At 69.9% G+C, this 21,805-nt stretch carries 15 protein-coding genes and 1 pseudogene; 10 read left to right on the top strand and 6 right to left on the bottom strand.

From position 1 onward, the window contains the following. Positions 1–44: 44 nt before the first annotated feature. Complete coding sequence (locus tag ACGH7X_RS38900; RefSeq protein ID WP_399895223.1) at positions 45–2,786, bottom strand: ATP-binding protein; 2,742 nt, start codon at positions 2,784–2,786, stop codon at positions 45–47. A gap of 968 nt (positions 2,787–3,754) precedes the next feature. Here ACGH7X_RS38900 and ACGH7X_RS38895 point away from each other — a divergent pair. Further along, a pseudogene (locus tag ACGH7X_RS38895) lies at positions 3,755–4,112 on the top strand (VOC family protein). A gap of 129 nt (positions 4,113–4,241) precedes the next feature. Here ACGH7X_RS38895 and ACGH7X_RS38890 read toward each other — a convergent pair. Next, positions 4,242–6,602 carry a carbohydrate-binding protein gene (locus ACGH7X_RS38890; protein ID WP_399895221.1) on the bottom strand — a complete coding sequence of 787 codons (2,361 nt, stop codon included), beginning with the start codon at positions 6,600–6,602 and terminating at the stop codon, positions 4,242–4,244. Between the two features lie 416 nt (positions 6,603–7,018). Beyond that, the gene (locus tag ACGH7X_RS38885) at positions 7,019–7,681 is read right to left on the bottom strand and encodes a GntR family transcriptional regulator (RefSeq protein WP_399895218.1); all 663 of its coding nucleotides are present in this window, start codon (positions 7,679–7,681) and stop codon (positions 7,019–7,021) included. A 136-nt stretch (positions 7,682–7,817) separates the two neighbouring features. Here ACGH7X_RS38885 and ACGH7X_RS38880 point away from each other — a divergent pair, with 136 nt between their 5' ends. The 8 genes from ACGH7X_RS38880 (at position 7,818) to ACGH7X_RS38845 (ending at position 16,428) form a co-directional block, all read left to right on the top strand. Then, entirely contained in the window at positions 7,818–9,095 is a 1,278-nt protein-coding gene (locus ACGH7X_RS38880) for an ABC transporter substrate-binding protein (protein ID WP_399895215.1), read from the top strand. Further along, a complete protein-coding gene (locus ACGH7X_RS38875; RefSeq protein ID WP_362101779.1) occupies positions 9,092–10,024 on the top strand; it encodes a sugar ABC transporter permease in 933 nt (310 codons plus the stop codon). The genes ACGH7X_RS38880 and ACGH7X_RS38875 overlap by 4 nt, the downstream gene beginning before the upstream one ends. A 2-nt stretch (positions 10,025–10,026) precedes the next feature. Further along, complete coding sequence (locus ACGH7X_RS38870) at positions 10,027–10,986, top strand: carbohydrate ABC transporter permease (protein ID WP_399895211.1); 960 nt, start codon at positions 10,027–10,029, stop codon at positions 10,984–10,986. Position 10,987: 1 nt separating this feature from the next. Continuing rightward, positions 10,988–13,006 carry a hypothetical protein gene (locus ACGH7X_RS38865; RefSeq protein WP_399895208.1) on the top strand — a complete coding sequence of 673 codons (2,019 nt, stop codon included), beginning with the start codon at positions 10,988–10,990 and terminating at the stop codon, positions 13,004–13,006. Then, a complete protein-coding gene (locus tag ACGH7X_RS38860; protein WP_399895206.1) occupies positions 13,003–13,818 on the top strand; it encodes a ribonuclease activity regulator RraA in 816 nt (271 codons plus the stop codon). Before ACGH7X_RS38865 ends, ACGH7X_RS38860 begins: the two co-directional genes overlap by 4 nt. Continuing rightward, positions 13,797–14,738, top strand: coding sequence for an aldo/keto reductase (locus ACGH7X_RS38855; protein ID WP_399895203.1), 942 nt, complete (start codon positions 13,797–13,799; stop codon positions 14,736–14,738). The genes ACGH7X_RS38860 and ACGH7X_RS38855 overlap by 22 nt, the downstream gene beginning before the upstream one ends. A gap of 64 nt (positions 14,739–14,802) precedes the next feature. After that, positions 14,803–15,585: an SDR family NAD(P)-dependent oxidoreductase gene (locus ACGH7X_RS38850; protein WP_399895200.1), complete on the top strand. Its 783-nt coding sequence runs from the start codon at positions 14,803–14,805 to the stop codon at positions 15,583–15,585. A gap of 9 nt (positions 15,586–15,594) precedes the next feature. Then, positions 15,595–16,428 (top strand): amidohydrolase family protein, encoded by an 834-nt coding sequence (locus ACGH7X_RS38845; RefSeq protein ID WP_399895198.1) that lies wholly within the window; start codon positions 15,595–15,597, stop codon positions 16,426–16,428. Positions 16,429–16,442: 14 nt separating this feature from the next. Here the strand turns inward: ACGH7X_RS38845 and ACGH7X_RS38840 are convergent, their stop codons facing one another. Together ACGH7X_RS38840 and ACGH7X_RS38835 are read right to left on the bottom strand one after the other, a co-directional pair. Then, positions 16,443–18,305 carry an FUSC family protein gene (locus ACGH7X_RS38840; RefSeq protein ID WP_399895195.1) on the bottom strand — a complete coding sequence of 621 codons (1,863 nt, stop codon included), beginning with the start codon at positions 18,303–18,305 and terminating at the stop codon, positions 16,443–16,445. Continuing rightward, positions 18,302–18,868, bottom strand: coding sequence for a ferritin-like protein (locus ACGH7X_RS38835; protein ID WP_399895192.1), 567 nt, complete (start codon positions 18,866–18,868; stop codon positions 18,302–18,304). The genes ACGH7X_RS38840 and ACGH7X_RS38835 overlap by 4 nt, the downstream gene beginning before the upstream one ends. Positions 18,869–19,204: 336 nt before the next feature. On the opposite strand from ACGH7X_RS38835, the gene ilvC reads away from it, so the two are divergent. Then, complete coding sequence (gene ilvC / locus ACGH7X_RS38830; protein ID WP_399895189.1) at positions 19,205–20,203, top strand: ketol-acid reductoisomerase; 999 nt, start codon at positions 19,205–19,207, stop codon at positions 20,201–20,203. 63 nt (positions 20,204–20,266) lie between these two features. Here the strand turns inward: ilvC and ACGH7X_RS38825 are convergent, their stop codons facing one another. After that, on the bottom strand, positions 20,267–21,685 hold the full coding sequence (locus tag ACGH7X_RS38825) for a sugar porter family MFS transporter (protein WP_399889532.1): 1,419 nt from the start codon (positions 21,683–21,685) through the stop codon (positions 20,267–20,269). Between the last annotated feature and the right edge of the window lie 120 nt (positions 21,686–21,805).

Below are 21,805 nucleotides of genomic sequence, written 5' to 3'. Positions count from 1 at the left end.
CCCGGCCGCGCGGGTCCGAAGGGGCATCGGCTCGCGGCGCACCGTCATCCGGCCGGGTCGGCTGAACCCGAGGTCGTCCGGTCGTCTCCGAGCGCGGCCAGCGCTGCGGAGAGCCTGCCGCGGCTGGTGATGCCCAAGCGTGGATAGATGCGGTACAGATGGGCTCCCACGGTCCGGTGCGAGATGAACAGGCGCTGGCCGATTTCCCGGTTGCTCAGACCCTGTGAGGCCAACTCGGCGATCTGCCTTTCCTGGACTGTCAGACTCTCGCCCTTGCTCAGGCGCCGTCGTCCGTCCGACTCCCCCGCTGCCCGCAATTGCTCACGGGCCATGTCGGCCCAGGGTTGCGCACCGACTCGGTCGAACTCGTCACGTGCGAGCCGCAGAGGCTTGCGCGCATCCACGTTCCGACGCTGTCGGCGCAGTCGCCTGCCGTGTTGCAGATGAAGTCGGGCACGCGACAGCGGCCACGTGTCCGGCAATGCGGAGAGCGCGGAGTCGTAGTACTCCTCGGCGGTGTCGTCCGGAGCGAGGACTGCCGCGCTGTAGGTCCGGGCCACGATCATCATTTCCGAGGGTAGCCGGTCTGCCAGTTCGGGCAGCTCTGCCAACAGCTCTCGCACCTGTTCGGTTCGGCCCGCAGCCGCGGCCGCGTCCACCAGATCCGGGACGATCAGCCAGCGACTGGTCGAGTGGTAGTGCGGGTCCGTCTTGTCGAACGCACGCGCGAGGACGTCGTACGCCTCCACGGCACGGCTGTCGAACAGTGCGAGGAGACCGTCGACCTGCTGCGCCATGACGCTCGCGAAGGGCATGACGGGGAAGAGGCTGTGCGCTCTCAGCTCCCGGACACTCCCAGCTGCGGCTTCGCGTTCTCCCCGCAGCACCGCCGCGAGTGCCGACGTGGCCTTGAGGCCGAGCCAGACGATCCACTCCCCGGTCTCCTCGGCGAGCGCGATCCCTTCTGCGGCCTCTTCCCGGGCCTGAGCCAACTGCCCGAGGTACAGACGTGGCCAGGATCCTGCCAGGGATCGCGCGAGCAGGCCGAGACGGCCCTGGGACCGCCACACGGAGGCCGCCTGGGCCAGGTAACGAGTGGCGCGGCCGACGTCACCGATGACCATCGAGCCGCTGCCCAGGTAGTGCAGCAGCTGGCCGTCCTCGCGGTCCGGCTTGAGCTTTTCGAGCCGTGCGATCAGGTCGGTCCCATGGCGGTACGGCTCGGTGTAGGCCCGCACCGTCAGGACGTGAGGGGCGTCCGGGTCGGGCTTCCACCGGTCCAGTTCGGCAGCGGCCTGAGCACGCACGCGTGCGTCGCCGTCCTGGAAGAAACATCGGGCGGCCGCACGCCACAGCAGGTTCTCCGCGACGTTCGTACTGCCGACGTCAAACGCCCCGGCTGCCGCGTCGATCATGTCCTGAATGCGGCGTTGAGGCTCATCGGGTTCGAACGCGGCCTTGTCGGAGACAAGCATGAGGCGGGCCCGCTCCGTGGAGCCCAACTCCGCGAGGTCGGCCCTGTCCAGCAGGATCTGGGCCTGCACGCGGTCGTTGATCTCGCTGGCCAGCTCGGCCGCACGGACCAGGAGGCCGGTCTGGCGGCGTGCGTCGTGCACCAGCTCGCCTGCCTGGCGCAGGGCGGGTACAGCCGCGGCCAGTTGGCCCCGTTTCTGGGCGTCGTCCGCGAAGCGCTCCAGTTGGCCGGCCAGTTCGTCGTCCGGACCGAGCGTGGCCGCGGCGAGGTGGACGAGCCGCCGCCCAGGTGATCCCTCCAGCGTCTCGGCCAGGGCGCTGTGGGTGGACAACCGGTCGGCGACGGTGGCACGTGTGTAGATCGCGGAGCGCATCAAGGGGTGCCGGAACTCCGGGGTACGACCGGTCAGAACCACCAATCCGGCGTCGACGGCCTCCTGCAGGGCGTACACGGAGACTTCCGATCCCGCGAGACGACTTGCCACGTCGAGGAGCTGGTTCAGTGGCGCGGTGGGTTCCGTTGCCAGGACCAGGAGGAGCGTCCTGCACTCGCGGGTGAGTGAGTCCGTGCGCGAGGCGAACGCGGACTCCAGTCGCTGGGTCAGAGGCAGATCGTCGAGCCGGGGTGACATGCCCTGAGCCGCCCTCGGCAGTTCGACGAGCGCGAGAGGGTTGCCGGCGGCGCGCTCCAGGATGCGGGCCCGCACCGCGTCCGCCAGGCCGGGGGCGTCGGCATCGAGCAGTTCGGCCGCCGCGGCCGGGGGGAGAGGCTCCAGCACGAGTTCGGCGTGAGTCCCCAGGCTGTACGTGCCCGGTGACGAGGTTCTTGCCGCACCGATCACGAGGATGGGGAGGTCCCGGGTACGCCGGGCCACGAACCCGAGCACGTCACGGCTCGACGAGTCGACCCATTGGAGATCATCGACGAGCAGCAGGAGGGGCTGGCTGTCGGCGGCGTCGGCGAGCAGCTCGAGCACCGCCATCCCGACCCGGTAGATCTCGGGTTCTCCATCACTGGCCCCGAAGGCGCCACCGAGGGCCTTCCGGTAGGGGGCCGGCAACGTCTCGGCCCCGCCGAGAACCGGTTGGAGCAGCAAGTGCAGCGCGGCGAACGGCAGCCACTGTTCGGTCTCGACGCCGGAGGTGCGAAGGACTCTGACCCCCTGGTCCGAGGCATGAGAACCGAACGTGCGCAGCACAGAGGATTTGCCGACCCCGGGGTCTCCGCGGACGAGCAGCGCGTCGCCCTTGCCTGCCACCGTGCTCGAGAGCAGGCCGTGCAGAACCTCCAGTTCTCTGTCCCGACCGATCATGCCGCGAGCACCGATGCCGGTCCGGACAGGACAACCCTCAGTCGCATCGTGGTCGGCTGCTCAGCAGCCGCCGTTCGTACCGGGCTGAGCCTCTGCTGCACACCTCTGATGTCGGCCACGCTTCCGGATTTTATCTGTCCATGCCCTCCTCCGCTGAGGTGGGTCCGGTTCAGTCATCAGTCGAATGACTACCTGATGACTCTCTGTCCACGACTTCCCCGGACCGCTCTCCTCCGCCGCTCCTCCTCGTCGCGACAGTGGAATCGCGGACCGTGTCGAATTGCGGGCACAGGGTCATCGCGTGGCCTCCGCGGGAGGGCAGGGGTCAGGGGGGGTCGTACGCGTGGAACGCCGTCGGCCCACCGACCGGGTCGGTGGGCCGACACGCGAAACCGGGTGAACCGAAGTGCCTACCGCTTCCGGAGGCACCAGACGCCGGCCTCGTGGTCGTTGTCGCAGTAGTAGCTGCCGCCCGGGTCGTTGCTCTGGTAGACGACCTTCACCGCGAGGCACTGAGCCTGCGTGTCCTAGAGCCCGATCATGGTGTCGGCGTGCGTGGCTGCGGCTCCTCCGAACGTGACGCCCGTCGCACCCAGCGCGACGAGGCCCGCGGAGACAGGTTTCTTCTTCAAGCCCAGAGATGTCATGTGGGACCTCTCCTTGCCTCAGCAGTGCGACGCCGGCTGTACGCGACGACGCATACGAACAATATGTGACACGTGTCACATTGATCAACAGGTCGGCAAGCCTCATCTCTCGCGCCGCATGGGTTGCCGCCCCGATTGGCCGATTCGGAACCTCGGCCCCGCAAGACGCTTCCGCCGTCAGTTCGTGTGTCGCGGGTCGGGGCGGCATCCTGCTGCACCGTGTGATGGAGGGCGATGGGGACCACTCACTCGAAAGGGCGGGCGTATGCCGCCTGATCCCATGGCACCGTTCCACGGTGAAACGTAAGAGAGTGACGACCAGTGGATCTCAAACTGGAAGTCCTGGTACTGCCCGTCTCCGACGTCGACCGGGCGAAGGCATTCTACGAGGCGGTCGGGTTCCGCCTGGACGCCGACCACGTCACGGACGAGACCTACCGGGTCGTCCAAGGGCCTCCACCTCATCGTCTCGGACATCTTCGAGGCCCGGAACGAGCTGGTCGGCCGAGGTGCGGAGGTGGGCGAGGTCTATCACGACACCAGCGACATCTTCCGTCGCTGCACGGGCGAGAAGTGGATCAGCGGACCCGACCCTCAACGCCGCAACTACTGCACCTACGCGGACTTCACCGACCCGGACGGCAATGGCTGGGTCCTTCAGGAGGTGCCTAACCCGTAGGGCCTCGTCGTGCGTCCCGTTCGTGGGTCCCGCCCTCTGCTGCCGATCCTCCGCGGGCTCCGGCCCCCGCGCCGGGGCCCGCGCGGCGGCCGGGGCCGTTGACCGACGGTGAACGGAGCCGTCAGCGCCCTACTGGGAGATCATCTTCTCCACCGAGAAGTGATCGATGTTCGCGACGCCCGGTGCGGTACCGAGAGCCTTGAGGTAGACGTCGTGCGTGCCGCTCGTCGGACTGATCGTGAACGTCTGGTCCAGGTACGTGTCCCAGCCGCCCGTGTTCTCCACCCGCACGGTGCCGACGACCGGGCCGGTGGCCGAGTCGAGCCGGACCTCGAACCGGCCTCCCGCGTACGGCCGCTCGCTGCCGATGCTCGCGACCAGGAGATTCCGGCCGGTGCCGAAGTCCACGTCGTCGTAGCGGACCCAGTCGCCGCCGTCGAAACTGCCGAGGACCGAGCCGGTTCCGGCGGCGTGGGTGGCGACGCCGCCGCCCTCCGCGTACGACTCGGCCTGGACCGTCGTGCGCTGCATGGCCGCTCCGGCCTGCCACGGCGTCGCACCGTACTGGTAGGCGCCGGCGCTGGGCTGCGGGTCGGTGTAGCCGTCCGTGGCCGGGGGCCGCACCAGGCCGTAGTTGCGTGCCGGTGAGGTGGAGCGGAGGGTGTAGTCGTGGTGCGCGGGGCCCGTGAACTGCGGACCGTCGGCCATGGGCAGGTTGTTCGTGGAGGACACTCCGGCCATGGTGTCGGCGTCGCCGATGTTGTTGGCCACCTCGGTGTCCGAGTAGGTGCCCGGGAAGAGGCTCACGGACTTGCGGTCGGTGCCGCTGGTGTTGTTGTAGACGCGGTTGCCGCTGGTCGTGCCGCCGTTGGGGTTGATCAGGACGACGCCGTAGGTCGTGCGGTTCCACGCCACATTGTCGTAGACCGTGGCGTTGTACGTGGACAGGTCGAGGTACACGCCGGGCGCGGGCGCGCTGGCCGCGAACAGTGCGGCGTCGTGGAGCTTGTTGTGATGGATCTCGGTGCCGGCCAGGTTCACCTGGCAACAGATGTAGATCGCGCCGACGTCCACGACCAGGTTGCCGTAGTCGGACAGGTCGTTGTAGGCGATCTCGTGACCGGAGGCCGTGGTCCCGGCGACCTTGTTGTCGATGTTGATGTTGCTGCGGCCACTATTGGTCACGGTGTTGTGCGTGATCGTCTGGTCGCTGCCGAGGACGTTGATCCCTGCGGCGTAGCTGCCGCGGTAGTCGACGCGGGTGATGAGGTTGTTGGTCACCGTGTTGCCCGAACCGGCCAGCAGCACCCCGTTTCCGGCGCTGTGGTCGATCCTGCTGTTGCTCAGGGTGTTGGCGGTGCCCTTCAGGAGGATGCCGCTGGTGGTCTCACCCGCCGTCAGCACGTCGCAGGGGTCGGCGGGCGTGACCTTGCCCGGGTCCACTTTCAGATCCATGTAGTGCGAGACGTACGTGGCGTCGATGCCGTCCAGCACGTTGTGCGTGGAGGTGGACGAGGTCACCACCGTGGCGGCCCGGACACCGAGGCCGACCACGGACACGTAGGACCGCCCGGACAGGTCGACGGCGACGTTGCGCTGCTTGGCCTCGACGGTGTGCCCCGCCGGGCTCGTACCATCCGGCATCCACACGTAGAGGCGCTGCGCGTCGGCGTCGTAGAACCACTGGCCGGCATGGCTGAACGCCTGGAGCTTGCCGGTGAGCGAGTAGAGGTTCTGCTGGTTGGGGCTGAGGCCGACGCAGGAGGTGGCCAGCCCCGAGGCGGTCACGGAGCCGGTCGCGGACGAGGTGACGGTGCCCGTCTGGCTGACGAACCAGTTGTGCGAGGTCAGGCGGGCCCCTTTCCAGTACCCGGCGGGCTGGGTCAGGGTGTCGTCGTACAGCGTGTCATTGGTGCCGGCGTCCGCGGAGTTGTAGTCGGGGCGCGTCGGCTCGGTGCCTGGGTAGGGCCACTGGGCCTCGCCCAGCATCGTGCCGTCGACGAAGAGCTGGTTGCCGGGCAGCGCGGGGTTCAGGACGATGTCGGTTCGGTATATTTTCCCGGCCGTGGCGGCCGTGGCGAAGTCCGAGCCGCTCAGCGTCGGGTCGGCGGCCTGCAGTGCCGACAGGTCGGAGGCACTGACCTGCGCCCATCCGTCGACCGGGGCACTGCCGTCGAGGACGACGCGCGCACCGGGGGCGGCGCGGAACGTGATCCGGGCGGACGCCGTGCCGTCGCGCGGCGGCGTCAGGGTCTCCCGGTAGGTTCCGGCGGCGATCACACAGGTGTCGCCGGCCTGTGCGACGTCGGCGCACTGCTGCACGGTGCTGAACGGGGACTGCCTGGTGCCGCGGTTCGCATCGGAACCGGTGACGCTCACATAGCGTGTGGTGCCCTTCGTGTGCGCTGATGCCGGAACGGCGGCCGTCAGTGCGGTGAGCACCGTCGCGGCAGCGGTTCCGATGACCAGAGCACTACGTCTCCAGTACATGGATCTCCCATCGCCTATCGATAATCGCGAGTCGGCGATCAATATAGGTCCCGCGGAGCGATCGCGTAAGGAGTGGGAGGCGCGGGTCTGTGGGGGTGCGGAGTGCGAGGGACGCTCCACGCCGGAGGCCGGGCGACCCGCGAGGGCGTCCCGGAAGCGGGTGTCGTCAGGCACGCGCTTCGGGCGGAGTCACGGAACGCGGGGCGCCCACGAACGATCTGGAGGTCCGGGGCGGCGGAAGGACGGAACGGCCGGAAGGCCACGAACTGGCGGGACGGCACGTAACGCCGGAATCGCAAGGAAAGAATGGACGGTCTGCGGGCCGCAGACCGTCCCCATGATGGGAGGACAGGCCGAGTCGGTCGACCGGACAGGCCGAGCGGGGAGCCAGGCGGTGTCCGGTGGACGCGCCCCGCTCAGCCGTGGCCGAGGCGCGGGACGCCCTCGTCCCCCCGGGCGTGTGCCGCGAACGCGGCGGCTGCGCGGTCGGCGTCGGCTGACTCCAGGGTCTCCAGCAATACGCCGTGCTGGACTGCCATCTCGGCCCAGTCACCGGTGAACAGGGGGTCTGAGACCACGCGCAGCGCACGCAGGCTCGGTTCCATCAGGCTCCAGATGCGGGACAGGAACGGGTTGGCGCTCGCTTCGCACAGGATCCGGTGGAAGGCGATGTCGGCGTCCCGGAAGCGTCCGATGTCACCGGCCTCGGCCGCTTCCCGCATGTCCTGCACCTTGGCGCGCAGCGCATCGACGCACTCCGGGTCGGCGCGCTCGGTGACCGCGCGGGCCGCGAACTCCTCGATGATGACCCGCACCGCCCGCGCGGCGTCGGCATCCTGCGAGGACACGTCGGCCACGAAGCTGCCGCGCCGCGGGATGTGGTCGGCCAGGCCCTCGTGAACCAGCCGCTTGACGGCTTCCCGTACGGGCGCCTGGCTGACCCCGAGATCACGGGCGATCTCGGCCTCGACCAGCCGGTCGCCGGCTTTGAGGTCCCCCTTGACGATGAGACCCCGCACCCGGGTGTACACCTGATCGGACAGCAGTACCCGGGTCAGCGGCTCACCGACGCCCGCCATGACGGCCCCCTAGGTTCGTAGAACGTCTTCGCATCTTATCGATGATCGTGTGTCAGTGGTTGCAGGCTCTTGACAACCACCTAACAGGAGTCATCATATCGCCTATCGATAGAACATAATCGATAGGGAGGGCGACATGGCCCGGAGAAGATCCATCAACGCTGCGGTAGGCATCCTGTTGGGCCTGGCCCTGACCACCGCGTGCGGCGGCAGTGGCGGGTTCGAGGCGGACTCGGCCGCCGACCCGGACTCGGGTGCCACCGGCACCGTACGGATGCTGGTGAACATCACACCGAATCTGACCAAGGGGTACTGGCGGGAGCTGGTCGCTCCCTTCGAGAAGGCCAACCCCGGAATCAAGGTACAGATCGACTCGCCCACGGCCGCCGACGGCTCCGTGGACAGCACCCTGCAGCAGCTGCTGGCAGCAGGCAACGCCCCCGACGTCGTCGAGGGCTCACACAACGACAAGGTCCTCCCCTATCTCAGGGACCTGTCCGACCTGAGCTGGGCGGCCGACGCGCCCATGGCGGACGCCCAGCGACTGGACGGCCACCTGTACGACGTGGCGATCGGACAGCAGGTCCAGTCCCTCGTCTTCTACAACAAGAAGGCCTTCGAGAAGGCCGGCATCACCGAGCCGCCCGCCACCATGCGGGACCTGACGGCGGCGATGCGGAAGCTCAAGTCCGCCGGATTCCTGCCCATGCAGACCGCCGGGGAGTGGGTCACGCAGGCACAGGTCATGATGCTCTTCGCACCGACCGCCACCACCGGCGAGCCCGACTGGTTCAAGCAGGCCTCCGCCGGCAAGCGCTCCCTGAGCACCGACCTCGGCCCGGCCTTGAACCTGTACAAGGACTGGCTGGACAAGGGCTATCTCGACAAGCAGGCCCTGGGCACCAAGTACGCCGACGCGGAGACCGAGTTCCTGTCCGGCAAGGCCGCGATGTACCCGATGGGCTGCTGGTTCGTAGCCGCCGAGGCACAGGCGAAGAAGGACTTCGAGGTCGGCGTCTTCGCCTCACCCCAGCTCAACGACCCCTCCACTCCGAGGCTCTCGGTGACCCCCGGGGCCAACTACCGCATCTTCAAGGCCGGCAAGCACCAGAAGGCCTCGGAGAAGCTCGTCCAGTTCCTGACCACCGACCGTGCCGCCGTGGCCGGCCAGCTCAAGCAGGACTCCTCGTTCCGCACCGGGTACCCCTACAAGCTCTCCCCGCTGGCCGACGAGGTGCAGGCGCTCCTCGACAAGTCCACCAACCACCAGGCCATCGCCGGCAGCGGCGAGTACCAGATGCCGACCGGCTTCGAGGCCGAACAGAACAAGCAGGTGCAGAGCCTCTACACGGGCGGCGACGCCGCCGACGGGCTGAAGAACGTGGACACCTGGCTGAAGGCGCACACGAAATGAGTCTGCCCACCACCTCCCGGCCGGCGCGGGCCGTGCGCGACCTGTTCGCCACCGCCCGCGGCCGGGACCGGCTGACGGGGCTGCTCATGACCGCTCCCGCGGTCGCGCTCTTCCTCGTCATGATGGTCGTGCCCCTGGTGCTGTCCGGCTATCTCAGTCTGACCGACTGGGACGGCTACACGGCACACCCCGCGATGGTGGGGCTCGACCACTACCGCGCCCTCCTGGACGATCCGGAGGTCCGGCAGGCGGCCTGGATCACGGTGCTGCTGGCGGTGATCGGCACCCTCGCCGTCAACGCCGTGGGACTCGCCCTGGCCCTCGCCATCTCCACTCCCAGCCGCACCAATACCGTGCTGCGGACCGTCTTCTTCTACCCGTACGTCATCAGTGCGCTGATCATCGGCTTCCTCTGGTCGGCGCTGCTGTCCACCAACGGCGCGGTCAACAGCGTGCTGCGCGCCGCCGGGCACGCCGGACTGCCGTTCCTGTCCCAGCCCGGCTGGGCGCTGGCGAGCCTGATCGGGGTCGTGGTGTGGTCCGGCTTCGGATTCACCCTCGTGCTGTACATCGCCGGACTGCACACCGTCCCCGCCTCGCTGCTCGAAGCCGCCCGGATCGACGGCGCCGGCCGGTGGCGGACCCTGCGCAGTGTGACCCTGCCGATGATCGCGCCGGTCGTCACCGTCAACATCGTGCTGACCCTGGTGACCCTGCTGCGCTCCTACGACCTGGTGCTCTCCCTGACCGGAGGCGGTCCCGCCGGCTCCACCCAGACCGCCGCCTATCTGATCCTGGCCCAGTCGTTCCAGAACAACGCCCTGGGGTACGGCTCCGCCCAGTCGATGGTGCTGACGGTGGTGACCGGCATCGCCGCCCTGGCGATCACCTTCCTGCGGCGCCGCGCCGACGAGAGAGCGGGGGCCTGACCATGCCCACCGAACCCACCACCAGCCCTCGCCGGCCCGTCATCGGCCCAGTGGCCCCCGCCACTGCTCCGAACCAGCGACCGCAGCGCCCGGCGCCCGCCTCACGGACGCGACGGCGCGCGAGCGGCACCGTACCGGGAACCTCGCTGTGGCAGCTGCCCCTGCTCCTCGTGTCCGCCTCGTTCATGGTGATCCCGCTGTGGCTGCTGGTCGTCAACGCCTTCAAGTCGGAGCAGGACATCCGCGACTCCCCGTTCGGCCTGCCGCTGACCCGGCTGAGCCTGCGGCCGCTGCGCGACGCGTTCTCCAACCCGGACTTCGACGTCGTACGGGCCTACGGGATCACGCTGTTGTTCGTGCTGCTCGTCAACGTCCTGTCCCTGCTGGTGTCGGCCCCGGTGTCGTACGTGATCGCCCGCGGCACCACCCGCTGGCACACGGCGCTGCTGCTGCTCTTCGTCGCCGGTACGTTCGTCCCCAGCCAGGTGCTGCTGATCCCGGTCGTCTACGTCCTCAAGTACCTCGGACTGATGGGCACCATCCCCGGCTTCGTGCTCTTCGAGACGGCGCTGACCCTGCCCGTGTCGGTGTTCCTGTACAGCGCCTACATCCGGACCATCCCCAGGGAGCTGGACCAGGCCGCGTCCGTGGACGGCCTGGGACGGCTGCGGACCTTCCAGCTCGTCGTGCTGCCGCTGATGCGTCCCATGGTGGCCACCGCCGTGATCCTGCACAGCCTCAGCGTGTGGAACGACTTCGCCAACCCGCAGATCATCCTCGGCCCCGGCAGCGGCCTCTACACCGTCACCACCGGGGTGTACGCCGCGGTCGGCAAGTACTCGACGCACTACGCCGTGGTCTTCCCCAACCTGCTCCTCGCCGTCGCGCCGGCACTCGCCTTCTTCGCGATCATGCAGCGGCACATCATCAGCGGCCTGACCTCCGGCGCCCTGAAGGGCTGACATGAGCACACGACACGACACCCCCGCCACCGGGGCGAGGCCCGTCGGGACATCGGCGTCCGGCAGCACGTCCCCCGACACCCGCCCCACCGAGATCACCGCCACCCTCCCCACCGGGCCGCCGCCCGCCTGGGCCGTGCTGCAACGCCACCTCTTCGACGAACTCGACGGCGCCTGGCGGCTGTTCAGCGACCGATACACCGAACCCGACGGCCGACTGCGCTTCTCCGGCACCATCCCCGACCGGGACGGCGCCGACGATTTCTACGAGGCGTTCTTCAACTGGCCCGCCCTCTACCGCCTGGGCGGCGCCGCCGACCTGCTGCCCGCCGTCAAGCACCACTGGGAAGGAGTCACCGCCCAGCTCACCGAACTGGGCCTGTATCGCAACGAGTTCGAGCGCGGCTACGACTGGTTCCACCAGGGCGAGGCCCTGCTGATGTTCTACGGCATCTGTGCCGCCGACCCCACCGACCAGCGCTTCCGAGACCGGGCCCGGCGCTTCGCCGAGCAGTACGTCGCGGTCAGCGCGACCGGCAACTACGACCCCGCCACCCGGACCCTGCGCGCCCCGCACAACGGCTCGGACGGCCCCCGGCCCGGCCTCGGCCCCCAGTGGGACGACCGGTTCGGGCACGAGCAGCAGGGCATGCGCCCCTACGGTCTGCCCCTGCGCGACGTCCCCGGCATCACCTCCTGGGACGACCTGGCCGACGAGGACAACGCCGTGCGGATGGGCCACGCGATGCGCGACCGGCTCGGCCGCGGGGATACCGCCGTCGACCTGGCCGCCACCGCTCTCGTCGTCAACGCCTGGCTGTACGACCACGACCCGCGCCTGGCGGACTGGGTCCTGGAGTACGTCGACGCCTGGCGTGAACGCGCGGCCGCCGCCGCAGCCATGCCCGACAACGTCGGACCCTCCGGCGAGGTCGGTGAGGACCACGGGGGCCGCTGGTACGGCGGCCACTACGGCTGGACCTGGCCGCACGGCGTGCACTCGATCGGCGCGGCGACGCTGGTCGGAGCCATCAGTGCCGGCATGCTCGGCCGCGCCGACGCCCGGCTCGACCTCGCCCGGCGGCCCCTGGACCAGGTCTGGGAGCAGCGTCGCACCGCCATGCCGTACGACACCGGCGCGACCCGCCGCCCCGGCTGGGCCCACGTCCTCGGCCTGGGTGAGGGACGCACCGTCAACGCGCTGCCGACCCGGGTCGGCCCGGAGGGATGGTTCGACCACCAACCCGCCCAGGTCGCCTACTGGACCTGGCTGTGGTGGTTCGGCATGCGCGACGAGGACCGCGCCCGTCTGGACCGGGTCCGCGAACACTCCGGCTACGACTGGCGGGAGGTGCACGCATTCCGCGACAAGGAGGAGGCCGGGCACGAGGCGCCGTGGCTCGCCTATCTCGACGGCGACAACCCCGACTACCCCGAGCGGGCCCTGCGCATGGCCCTCGCCCAGGTCGCCCACCGCACCGCCCTGATGACGGCCGAGGACGCCGACACCGACGACCTCGACCTGCACAAGTGGCAGCGGGTGAACCCGGTGGTCACCGAGGTGCTCACCCAGCTGACGACCGGAGCACCGCAGACCCTCTACAACGGCGGCCTGCCGCTCGCCCGGGTGCGCTACGACGACCTGGACGCCGCCCGCCCGGGGCTCCCCTGGGACGTCGCCGCCCTCGTCGAACAACTCGACGCCGCCGGCACCACCGTGCAGTTGGTCAACCTCAGTACGGTGCACACACGCCGGCTGCGGCTGCTCGCGGGCGGCTTCGGCGAGCACCTGATCACCGAGGCCCACTGGACCGGCGGCGGCGAGCAGTATCCGGGCGACTCCCACGACTACCACCTGCCGACCGGCCCCGAGACCGAGCACTCGGCACCGGTCGACGACAACGGCCTCCACATCGTCCTGCCCCCGGGGCGCCGCATCCGGCTCCGGCTGGACATGCGGCTCAACGCCCGCCCCTTCGCCCACCACACATCCCCCACGACCTTCCGGAGAACCCGATGACCATGTCACTCCCCCGTCCCGCGGGCCACGAGGCCGGCGGCGCTGCGGCTGACGCCAGGCCCGTGTGGGATCTGCCCGTGCACGGTGATCCCTGGGACCGCCCCGACGGCGAGCTGGTGAGGAGCCTGAACCGGGTCAGCTCCGCCACCGCCTGCGCCAAGCTCCACGAACTCGGCATCCGCCGCAGCTACCTGTCCGGTCCCACCGCCCTGGAACTCGGCAACAAGGTCACGGGCCCGGCCCGCACCCTCCAGTTCATGCCACAGCGCGAGGACGTCGCCAGCGGCCTGGCCCAGGAGTACGTCGAGCGCAGCACGGCCCTGTGGGCGGTCCTCGAAGAGGTCCAGCCCGGCGACGTCCTCGTCGTCCAGGCCTACGGCAGCGCCTTCACCGGCTGCCTCGGCGACATGCTGGTGCGCTACTTCAAGCGCAAGGGCGGCGCCGGCATCGTCGTCGACGGGCGCATCCGGGACGCGCCCCGGGTCCGCGAACTCGGCGTCCCGATCTGGTGCACCGGCACCACCCCGCACTACGCCTCCCAGTCCGAGCTGTTCCCCTGGGCCTACGACGTGCCCGTGGCGGCCGGCGGCGTCCTCACCCTGCCCGGCGACCTCGTCGTCGCCGACGACGACGGCGCCGTGGTGGTCCCGGTGTCCAAGGCCCAGCAGATCGTCGACAGCGCCTTTGACCACGAGCAGTGGGAGGAGTTCAGCCGGATGCGCATCGACCAGGGCGCACGGCTGTCGGACTACTACCCCCTGAGCCCCGACAGCAGGGAGGAGTACGAGCAGTGGCGCGCCTCGAAGCGGTGACCCCGGCCGACGGCAGACGGCTCGCCCTGCCCCGCTTCGGCCTCGGGTGCGCCCCGATCGGCGATCTCTACCACGAGGTGGACCCCGAAGTCGCCGCGGCCACCGTGCACGCCGCCGTGGACGGCGGGGCCACGCTGATCGACACGGCTCCGCTGTACGGCGACGGCCTGTCCGAGCGACGCGTCGGCAGGGCGCTGGCCACCGTGGGCCGTGCCCGGTTCCAGCTGTCCACCAAGGTCGGCTGGCAGATTGCCGAAGGCGCCGAGCCCCGGCACGCGTTCGGCCGCGACGACATCCTGCGCAGCCTCGAAGGCAGCATGGAACGTCTGGGTGTCGACCGGTTCGACGTCGTGCACGTGCACGACCCCGAGGACCATCTCGACGAGGCGGTACGGCACGCCGTGCCCACGCTGCAGGGCCTGCGGGACGAAGGAGTCGTCGGCGCCGTCGGCGCCGGGATGAACTACAGCGCGCCGCTGGCGGAGCTGGTGCGGCGCACCGACCTGGACGTGGTGCTGATCGCGGGCCGCTACACACTGCTGGAGCAGCCCGCGCTGGCCGACCTGCTGCCCCTGTGCGCCGAACGGGGCGTCGGGGTGATCGCCGGAGGCGTGTTCAACTCCGGGCTGCTGGCGGACCCCCGGCCCGGCGCGCCGTACCACTACCACCCCGTACCGGACGACGTGCTGCGGCGAGCGCTGGCGCTCGGCGACGTCTGCGCGCGGCACGGGGTGCCGCTGCGGGCCGCGGCCCAGCAGTTCCCGTTCGGACACCCGGCCGTGGTGTCCGTCGTCGTGGGCGCCGCGTCGTCTCAGGAGGTGACGGACAATCTCGAACTGGCCGGTCACCCGATCCCGGCCGCGATGTGGGCGGAACTGCGCGAGGCGCACCTGCTCGAGCCGGCCGTCCCGGTGCCGTGACAGCGGGCACCGGGCCACGAGCAGACACAGGACCAGGACCGAAGACCATGGGGAGAGAACACAGATGACAACGACCGGTTCCGCACTACCCGGCGCGGTGCCCTTCGCCGGTCTCACCGCGCTGGTCACCGGCGGCGCCTCCGGGATCGGCCTGGCCACCGCCCGGCTGCTCACCGCCCAGGGCGCCCGGGTGGCCGTCCTGGACCTGTCCGAACCGGAGCGCGCCGACTTCGCGGCGGCCCTGCGCGCGGACATACGCGACGACGCCTCGGTGGTGGCCGCCGTCGACGCCGCGGTCTCCCGGCTCGGCGGACTCGACGTCGTGGTCAACAACGCGGGGATCGGGGCGCAGGGCGGCGTCGAGGACAACTCCGACGAGGAGTGGCACCGCGTCCTGGACACCAACGTCGTCGGCATGGTCCGGATCACCCGGGCCGCGCTGCCCACCCTGCGGGCCTCCGCCCACGCGGCGGTCGTCAATGTCGGCTCCATCGCGGCCACCGCCGGGCTGCCCCAGCGGGTGCTGTACTCGGCCGGCAAGGGCGCCGTGGTCGCGATGACCCGGGCCATGGCCGCCGACCTGCTGCCGGAGGGCATCCGGGTCAACGCGGTCAACCCCGGGACCGCGGACACGCCCTGGATCGGCCGGCTGCTGGACCGGGCCGCCGATCCCGCCGCCGAGTACACCGCCCTGGCGGCCCGGCAGCCGCACGGCCGCCTGGTCGCCGCCGACGAGGTAGCCGCCGCGATCGCCTACCTCGCCTCGCCGGCCGCCGGGTCCACCACGGGCACGTGCCTGGCCGTGGACGGCGGCATGGACGGCCTGCGGCTGCGCAAGAAGGGGTGAGCCGGCTCCGTGCGCGTCGACGCCCATCATCATGTGTGGGACCTGGCCGTCCGCGACCTGCCGTGGACCCACGGCAGTCCGGTCCTGCACCGCACCTACACGGCCGACGACCTGCGCCCGGCCCTGCTGCGGAACGCGATCGACGCCACCGTCGTGGTGCAGACGTGTGCCGTGGCCGAGGAGACCGCGGAGCTGCTGGCCCTGGCCGCCGACGACCCGCACACGAGGGCGGTCGTCGGCTGGGCCGACCTCACCGCCCCGGCCGTCGCCGACCGCCTCGCCGCGCTGCGCGAGGGTCCCGGCGGCCGGGCCCTGGTGGGCCTGCGGCACCCGGTGACGGACGAGGCGGACCCGGACTGGCTTGCCCGGTCCGAGGTTCGCCGCGGGCTGCGTGCGGCCGCCGACGCGGGCCTCGTCCACGACCTGCTCGTCCGCCCGGACCAACTGCCGGCCGCGGTACGCGCGGTACGGGAACTGCCGGAGGTCCGCTTCGTCCTGGACCACGCGGGCAACCCGGTGACCGACCCGGACGCGTTCGCCCTCTGGGCGGGGCACATGGCAGCTCTGTCGGTCTGCCCCAACGTCGCGGTCAAACTGTCCGGTCTGGTGACCCGCATCACCGGGGATCCGGTCCGCGCGCTGCGTCCGTTCACCGACGTGCTGCTGTCCACCCTGGGTCCGCGACGTCTCATGTACGGCTCGGACTGGCCGGTGTGCCTGCCGGCTGCCGGGTACGACGAGGTACTCGCGCTCGCCGAGACCCTCACCGCGGGGCTCGGAACGGAGGAACGCGAGGCGGTCTTCGGCACCACAGCCGCCAGCTGGTACGGCATCGGCGCGTGACCGCCGGCGTCGGTTCAACGAGGTCCGGCGAGTGATCTGGCTGCCGCGACCTCGTGGCGCACTGAGTCCAGAACACTGTTCGCGCGACTGGTCGAGTGGCGGGGCAGCGTCGTCGTGCCCTCGGGTTTCCGAAGATGTTCCGCCAGCTCACGCAACTGCCGGGACACCTGCCGGGTCTCGGCCGCGGACGGGGACGGCGCACCGTGATGAACGCTGATGCGGGCTGCGGTGGTCGCGTCCACGATGCGCTCGACGGCGATGACCAGTGGCCACCAGGCCGCCGCCCGACGGCCCGTGGGCGGTGGCTCGGTCAGGGCCCGCTGGAATTCGGTGCGAACGCTTGAGAGATCTCGGTAGAGGCGGCGGCGCATACGGGTGCGGTCGGACGGGTCGACGCCTGCACCGAAGGCGGCGTCCACGTAGGCAGCCGTGTCCGTGACAGCTTGGGCCAGACGGTGGCCGACTCGGGTGCCCCAGCTCTCGGGCCACAGGACGTAATCCGCGACGACCACGATCGCGCAGCCCAGCAGTGAGTCGAACAGGCGGGGCAGCAGGAGACCTGTGCCGTTCTGATTGAGAACGTCCGACAGGAGGAGGACCACCGGGGTGATCGCCGCGGTCTGGTACCCGTACCCGCGTGCCGACAGAGCCGGAATCAACGCCGCCAGGCCCGCCAGGACGGGCACGTCCCACCAGCCGCGCGGCACACCCGCCAGCACCGCCGCCGCCAGCAGGAGTCCGGCCACGGTGCCCATGGCCCGCAGCACCGCCCGGGAGAACACCGACCCGTAGTCGGGCTTGAGAACGAAGGTCACGGTGAGAGCGATCCAGTAGGAACGCGGCACCGGAACCAGCGACACGAATCCCTGTGCGATGGCAATACACAGGGCGAGGCGAAGCCCGTACCGCCAGGAGCCGGCGGACAGGGACGCTTCGCGCACCGCGCGTGCCGTGCGTACCCTCAGGCGGGTCGGTCCGCTGGTGCGGTAGTCCAGACCCCATGGGTCGACGTCGGGATCGGCCACCACCTCGGCCGCGTGGTGCAGCGCGTGCTCGACGGCGCGTCCGGCGTCGGTGGTGGGGGCGGGCAGGGCCGGCCGCCTGGGCTCGGTGCGGCCCCCCTCGATGTCGTCGGCCAGGAGCCGTAGCGCGTCGGGTACCTCCGGTGGAAGAGCCCGGGAGGCCAAGAGGAGGGTGGGCGCCGCCTCGGCCACGGGATTGATGGCGTTCAACTGGGTCACCAGGCGGGTCAGTTCCCGACTGCGGGCGTGATGGCGAGCGCGACGGGCGAGGAGAAGATCGTAGGAGTGGTTGAGTGCGTGGGTGACCTCGGTGCGCGCGGCACCGTACCGGTCGGGGTCGGTTCCACTGGCAAGCAACTCGGCGACGGAGCGGTAGGCGGCCGCTACTGACGCGCGCTCCGCGGTGCCGGCTCGCAGTGGCCAGGCCAGCAGTGCCAGTACAAGGACCCCGAGCCCGCCGAGACTCAACAGGACCGGTGCGGCCCACCAGGCGCCAGGGAGCGGAAGTCCCGCACCGATCACCGCGTTGAGGAGCAGCAGCAGTCCGGAGGACGAGGCGACCGCACCGATCGTGGAGATCATTCCAGACATCAGGGCGACAGCCGTGAGGGTGGCGACCGTGGTCCAACCGCTGTCGTAGACGAGTGAACCCACCACGACGCCCGCCGCACCGGTCACCTGGGGAACGGCGATGTTGAGCACGCGCAGTCGGTAGGCGGCGGCGGTGTCCCCGATCACACCGTTGAGAGCACCCAGTGACGCCACCGCACCGTAGGCGGGGTGCACTGCGGTGATCCCGACCGCCAGCGGCAGGGACAGCGCTACGGACGCGCGGACCATGGCCGCGCGGTTCATGGGTGGTGCCCCGCCGTGTGGACGAACGGGCCGCCGGCGACCTGACGGGCCGGGTCTCCGAGGAAGACCTGGTCCTCACCCAGTTCGGCGCACAGGTGCCGCAGGCCCCCCTCGATCGCGTCGTAGAACTGGCCGATCGTCTCGTAGTGATCACCCTCGGCCGGGTCGCCGGGGTGGGCCGGCTGTTCCAGGCGCAGGAACAGCCTGAGCGCCTCCTGGCCGAACGGCAGGAGTGACAGCTCGATGGACGGGTCGGCGTGCGGCATCGTCCGTGGGTGGGGCGGCAGCATGTGGGGGGCGTCGAGGACAGGTCGGCCGCCGACCGCGTTGAGCAGGTTGGCCGCCAGCGCGAGGTGGATCATCTCCTCGACGAAGACACCGCTGATGTGCTGTACGGCGTCCGCGTTCCGCTCCGCGTCCAGGGAGTAGAGGGCTGTCAGATAGGGAGGCAGCGTGGAGTGTTCGACCTCGATGACCCACTGCAGGTGCCTGCGCAGATCGTCCAGCGTCGCGATGCCGGTCGCCGATGCGGTGTCGAGCGTGTCGGTCTGGTCCTGAGACATGGGGGGCTCATTTGGGTGTCGTAGCGCAAGGGGCTCCGGCCGCCGGGCATCAGCGGAAGCCGACGGAACGGGCACGCCGATGGGGTCACCGCTCTGACCGGCGAAGCCGGACATCTGTGACACGGACCCGGAACTCTGCAGGTTGTTCACACTGTTTCGAGCACGTCACCTGCTCATTTCGATGCACTGTGCACGTGAGATAGTGTCATGCCCGTCGGCCGGCGGGTGGCCGTGCCCCGGTTCCCCGCCTCGTTCCGCTGGTCAAATCTGTGGCCCGGGCCCGTCTGGGCCTGTTCCTCCGTCCCCCGCCCAGGGAGTTCTCCGAAAGGTTGTCTCATGGCTGAGTTGTTCTACGACGCCGACGCGGACCTGTCCATCGTCCAGGGCCGCAAGGTCGCGGTCATCGGTTACGGCAGCCAGGGCCACGCCCACGCCCTGTCGCTGCGCGACTCGGGCGTCGACGTGCGCGTCGGTCTGCACGAGGGCTCCAAGTCCAAGGCCAAGGCCGAGGAGCAGGGCCTGCGCGTCGTGTCGGTGGCCGAGGCCGCCGCCGAGGCCGACGTCATCATGGTGCTCATTCCCGACCCCATTCAGGGTGACGTCTACGAGAAGCACATCAAGAACAACCTGAAGGACGGCGACGCGCTGTTCTTCAGCCACGGCCTGAACATCCGCTACGGCTTCGTCAAGCCCCCGGCCATCGTGGACGTCTGCATGGTCGCCCCCAAGGGCCCGGGCCACCTGGTGCGCCGTCAGTACGAGGAGGGGCGCGGGGTGCCCTGTCTGGTGGCGGTGGAACAAGACGCCACGGGCAAGGGCCTCGAGCTGGCCCTGTCGTACGCGAAGGGCATCGGCGGCACCCGCGCCGGCGTCATCAAGACGACCTTCACCGAGGAGACCGAGACCGACCTCTTCGGCGAGCAGGCCGTCCTGGCCGGCGGTACCACGGCTCTGGTCAAGGCGGGCTTCGAGACGCTGACCGAGGCCGGTTACCAGCCGGAGATCGCCTACTTCGAGTGCCTGCACGAGCTGAAGCTGATCGTGGACCTCATGTACGAGGGCGGCCTGGAGAAGATGCGCTGGTCGATCTCCGAGACCGCCGAGTGGGGCGACTACGTCAGCGGCCCGCGGATCATCACCGACGCCACCAAGGCCGAGATGAAGCAGATCCTCGCCGAGATCCAGGACGGCACCTTCGCCAAGAACTGGATGGACGAGTACCACGGCGGTCTGAAGAAGTACGACGAGTACAAGAAGCAGGACTCCGAGCACCTCCTTGAGACCACCGGCAAGGAGCTGCGCAAGCTCATGAGCTGGGTCGACGAAGAGGCGTGACATCCGGGCGGGCCGGTGGGCGCGCCGCGGCGGCGCGCCCACCGGCCCGGTGGTCGTTCCGAGTCAGCCCATCTCCTCCAGGGCCTTGCCCTTCGTCTCCTTCACGAACCTGAGTACGAAGGGGATGGAGAGCGCGGCGAAGATTGTGTAGATCACGTAGGTGACGGAGAGGTTCCAGTCGGCCAGCGACGGGAAGCTCGCGGTGATGGCCCAGTTGGCGATCCACTGCGCGGACGCGGCGACGCCCAGGGCGGCGGCGCGGATCCGGTTGGGGAACATCTCGCCGAGGAAGACCCAGACGACCACACCCCACGAGAGGGCGAAGAAGAGGACGAAGACGTGGGCGGCGATCAGGGCGACCCAGCCCTGGGTGGCCGGGAGCTTGCCGTCGACCAGGTCGAAGGAGAACGCCCAGGCCTCCAGCGCGAGACCGATCACCATGCCGACGGAGCCGATCAGGGCGAGCGGCTTGCGGCCGATGCGGTCCACGAAAATCATCGCGATCACGGTGCCGACGATGTTGATGATCGACGTCGTGAACGAGTAGAAGAACGACTGCGACGGGTCGACGCCGACCGACTGCCACAGCGTCGAGGAGTAGTAGAACGCGACGTTGATGCCGACGAACTGCTGGAAGACCGACAGGCCGATGCCGACCCAGACGATCGGCTTGAAGAAGAAGCTGCCGCCGAGGAGGTCCTTGAAGGAGGACTTCTCCTCGCTGTGCATGGCGTGCTCGATCTCGGCGACGCGGGCGTCGAAGTCGACGTCCTTGCCCTCGACCTCTTCGAGGATCTCCTTGGCGCGCTCGTGCCTGCCGACGGAGACCAGGAAGCGGGGGGACTCGGGGATCGCGAAGGACAGCAGGCCGTACAGGACGGCCGGGATCACCATGACGCCGAGCATGACCTGCCAGGCCTCCAGGCCCATCAGCTCACCGCGCTGGTCACCGCCGGCGGCGTTCAGCAGACCCCAGTTGACCAGCTGCGACACGGCGATACCGATGACGATCGCGGCCTGCTGGAAGGAGCCGAGCCGGCCGCGGTAGGCGGGCGGGGAGACCTCGGCGATGTAGGCCGGGCCGATCACCGAGGCCATGCCGATGGCGAAGCCGCCGATGACACGCCACATGGCGAGGTCCCACAGCGCGAAGGGCAGCGCGGAACCGATGGCGCTGACGGTGAAGAGGACCGCCGCGATCTGCATGCAGCGGATACGGCCGATGCGGTCGGCGATGCGGCCCGCGGTCGCCGCACCGATGGCACAGCCGATCAGCGCGATCGCGATGACCTGGGCCAGCACCGCGGAGCCGACGTCGTAGCGGTCCCGGATGGCCTCGACCGCGCCGTTGATCACGGAACTGTCGTAGCCGAACAGGAAACCGCCCATCGCGGCCGCCGCCGCGATGAAGATGACGTGCCCGAGATGATCGGGATGAGCCGTCCTGGCTCCTGGGTTGGGTGCCTGCGATGTGCTGGCCACGTGTGTACTCCTCGGGCTACCGGCAACGCCGCCGGGGCGGTATGGGCGAACTCTCGTCCCTAAAGACCATCTTCGCCCGACCGATGTGACATATATGTTCCGCTTTGCGCGGAGTGTATC

Source organism: Streptomyces sp. BBFR51 (assembly GCF_044591655.1).
GTDB lineage: Bacteria > Actinomycetota > Actinomycetes > Streptomycetales > Streptomycetaceae > Streptomyces.
The sequence above is the reverse complement of the archived record's forward strand: the minus strand, read 5'-3'. Positions and strand labels throughout refer to the sequence as shown.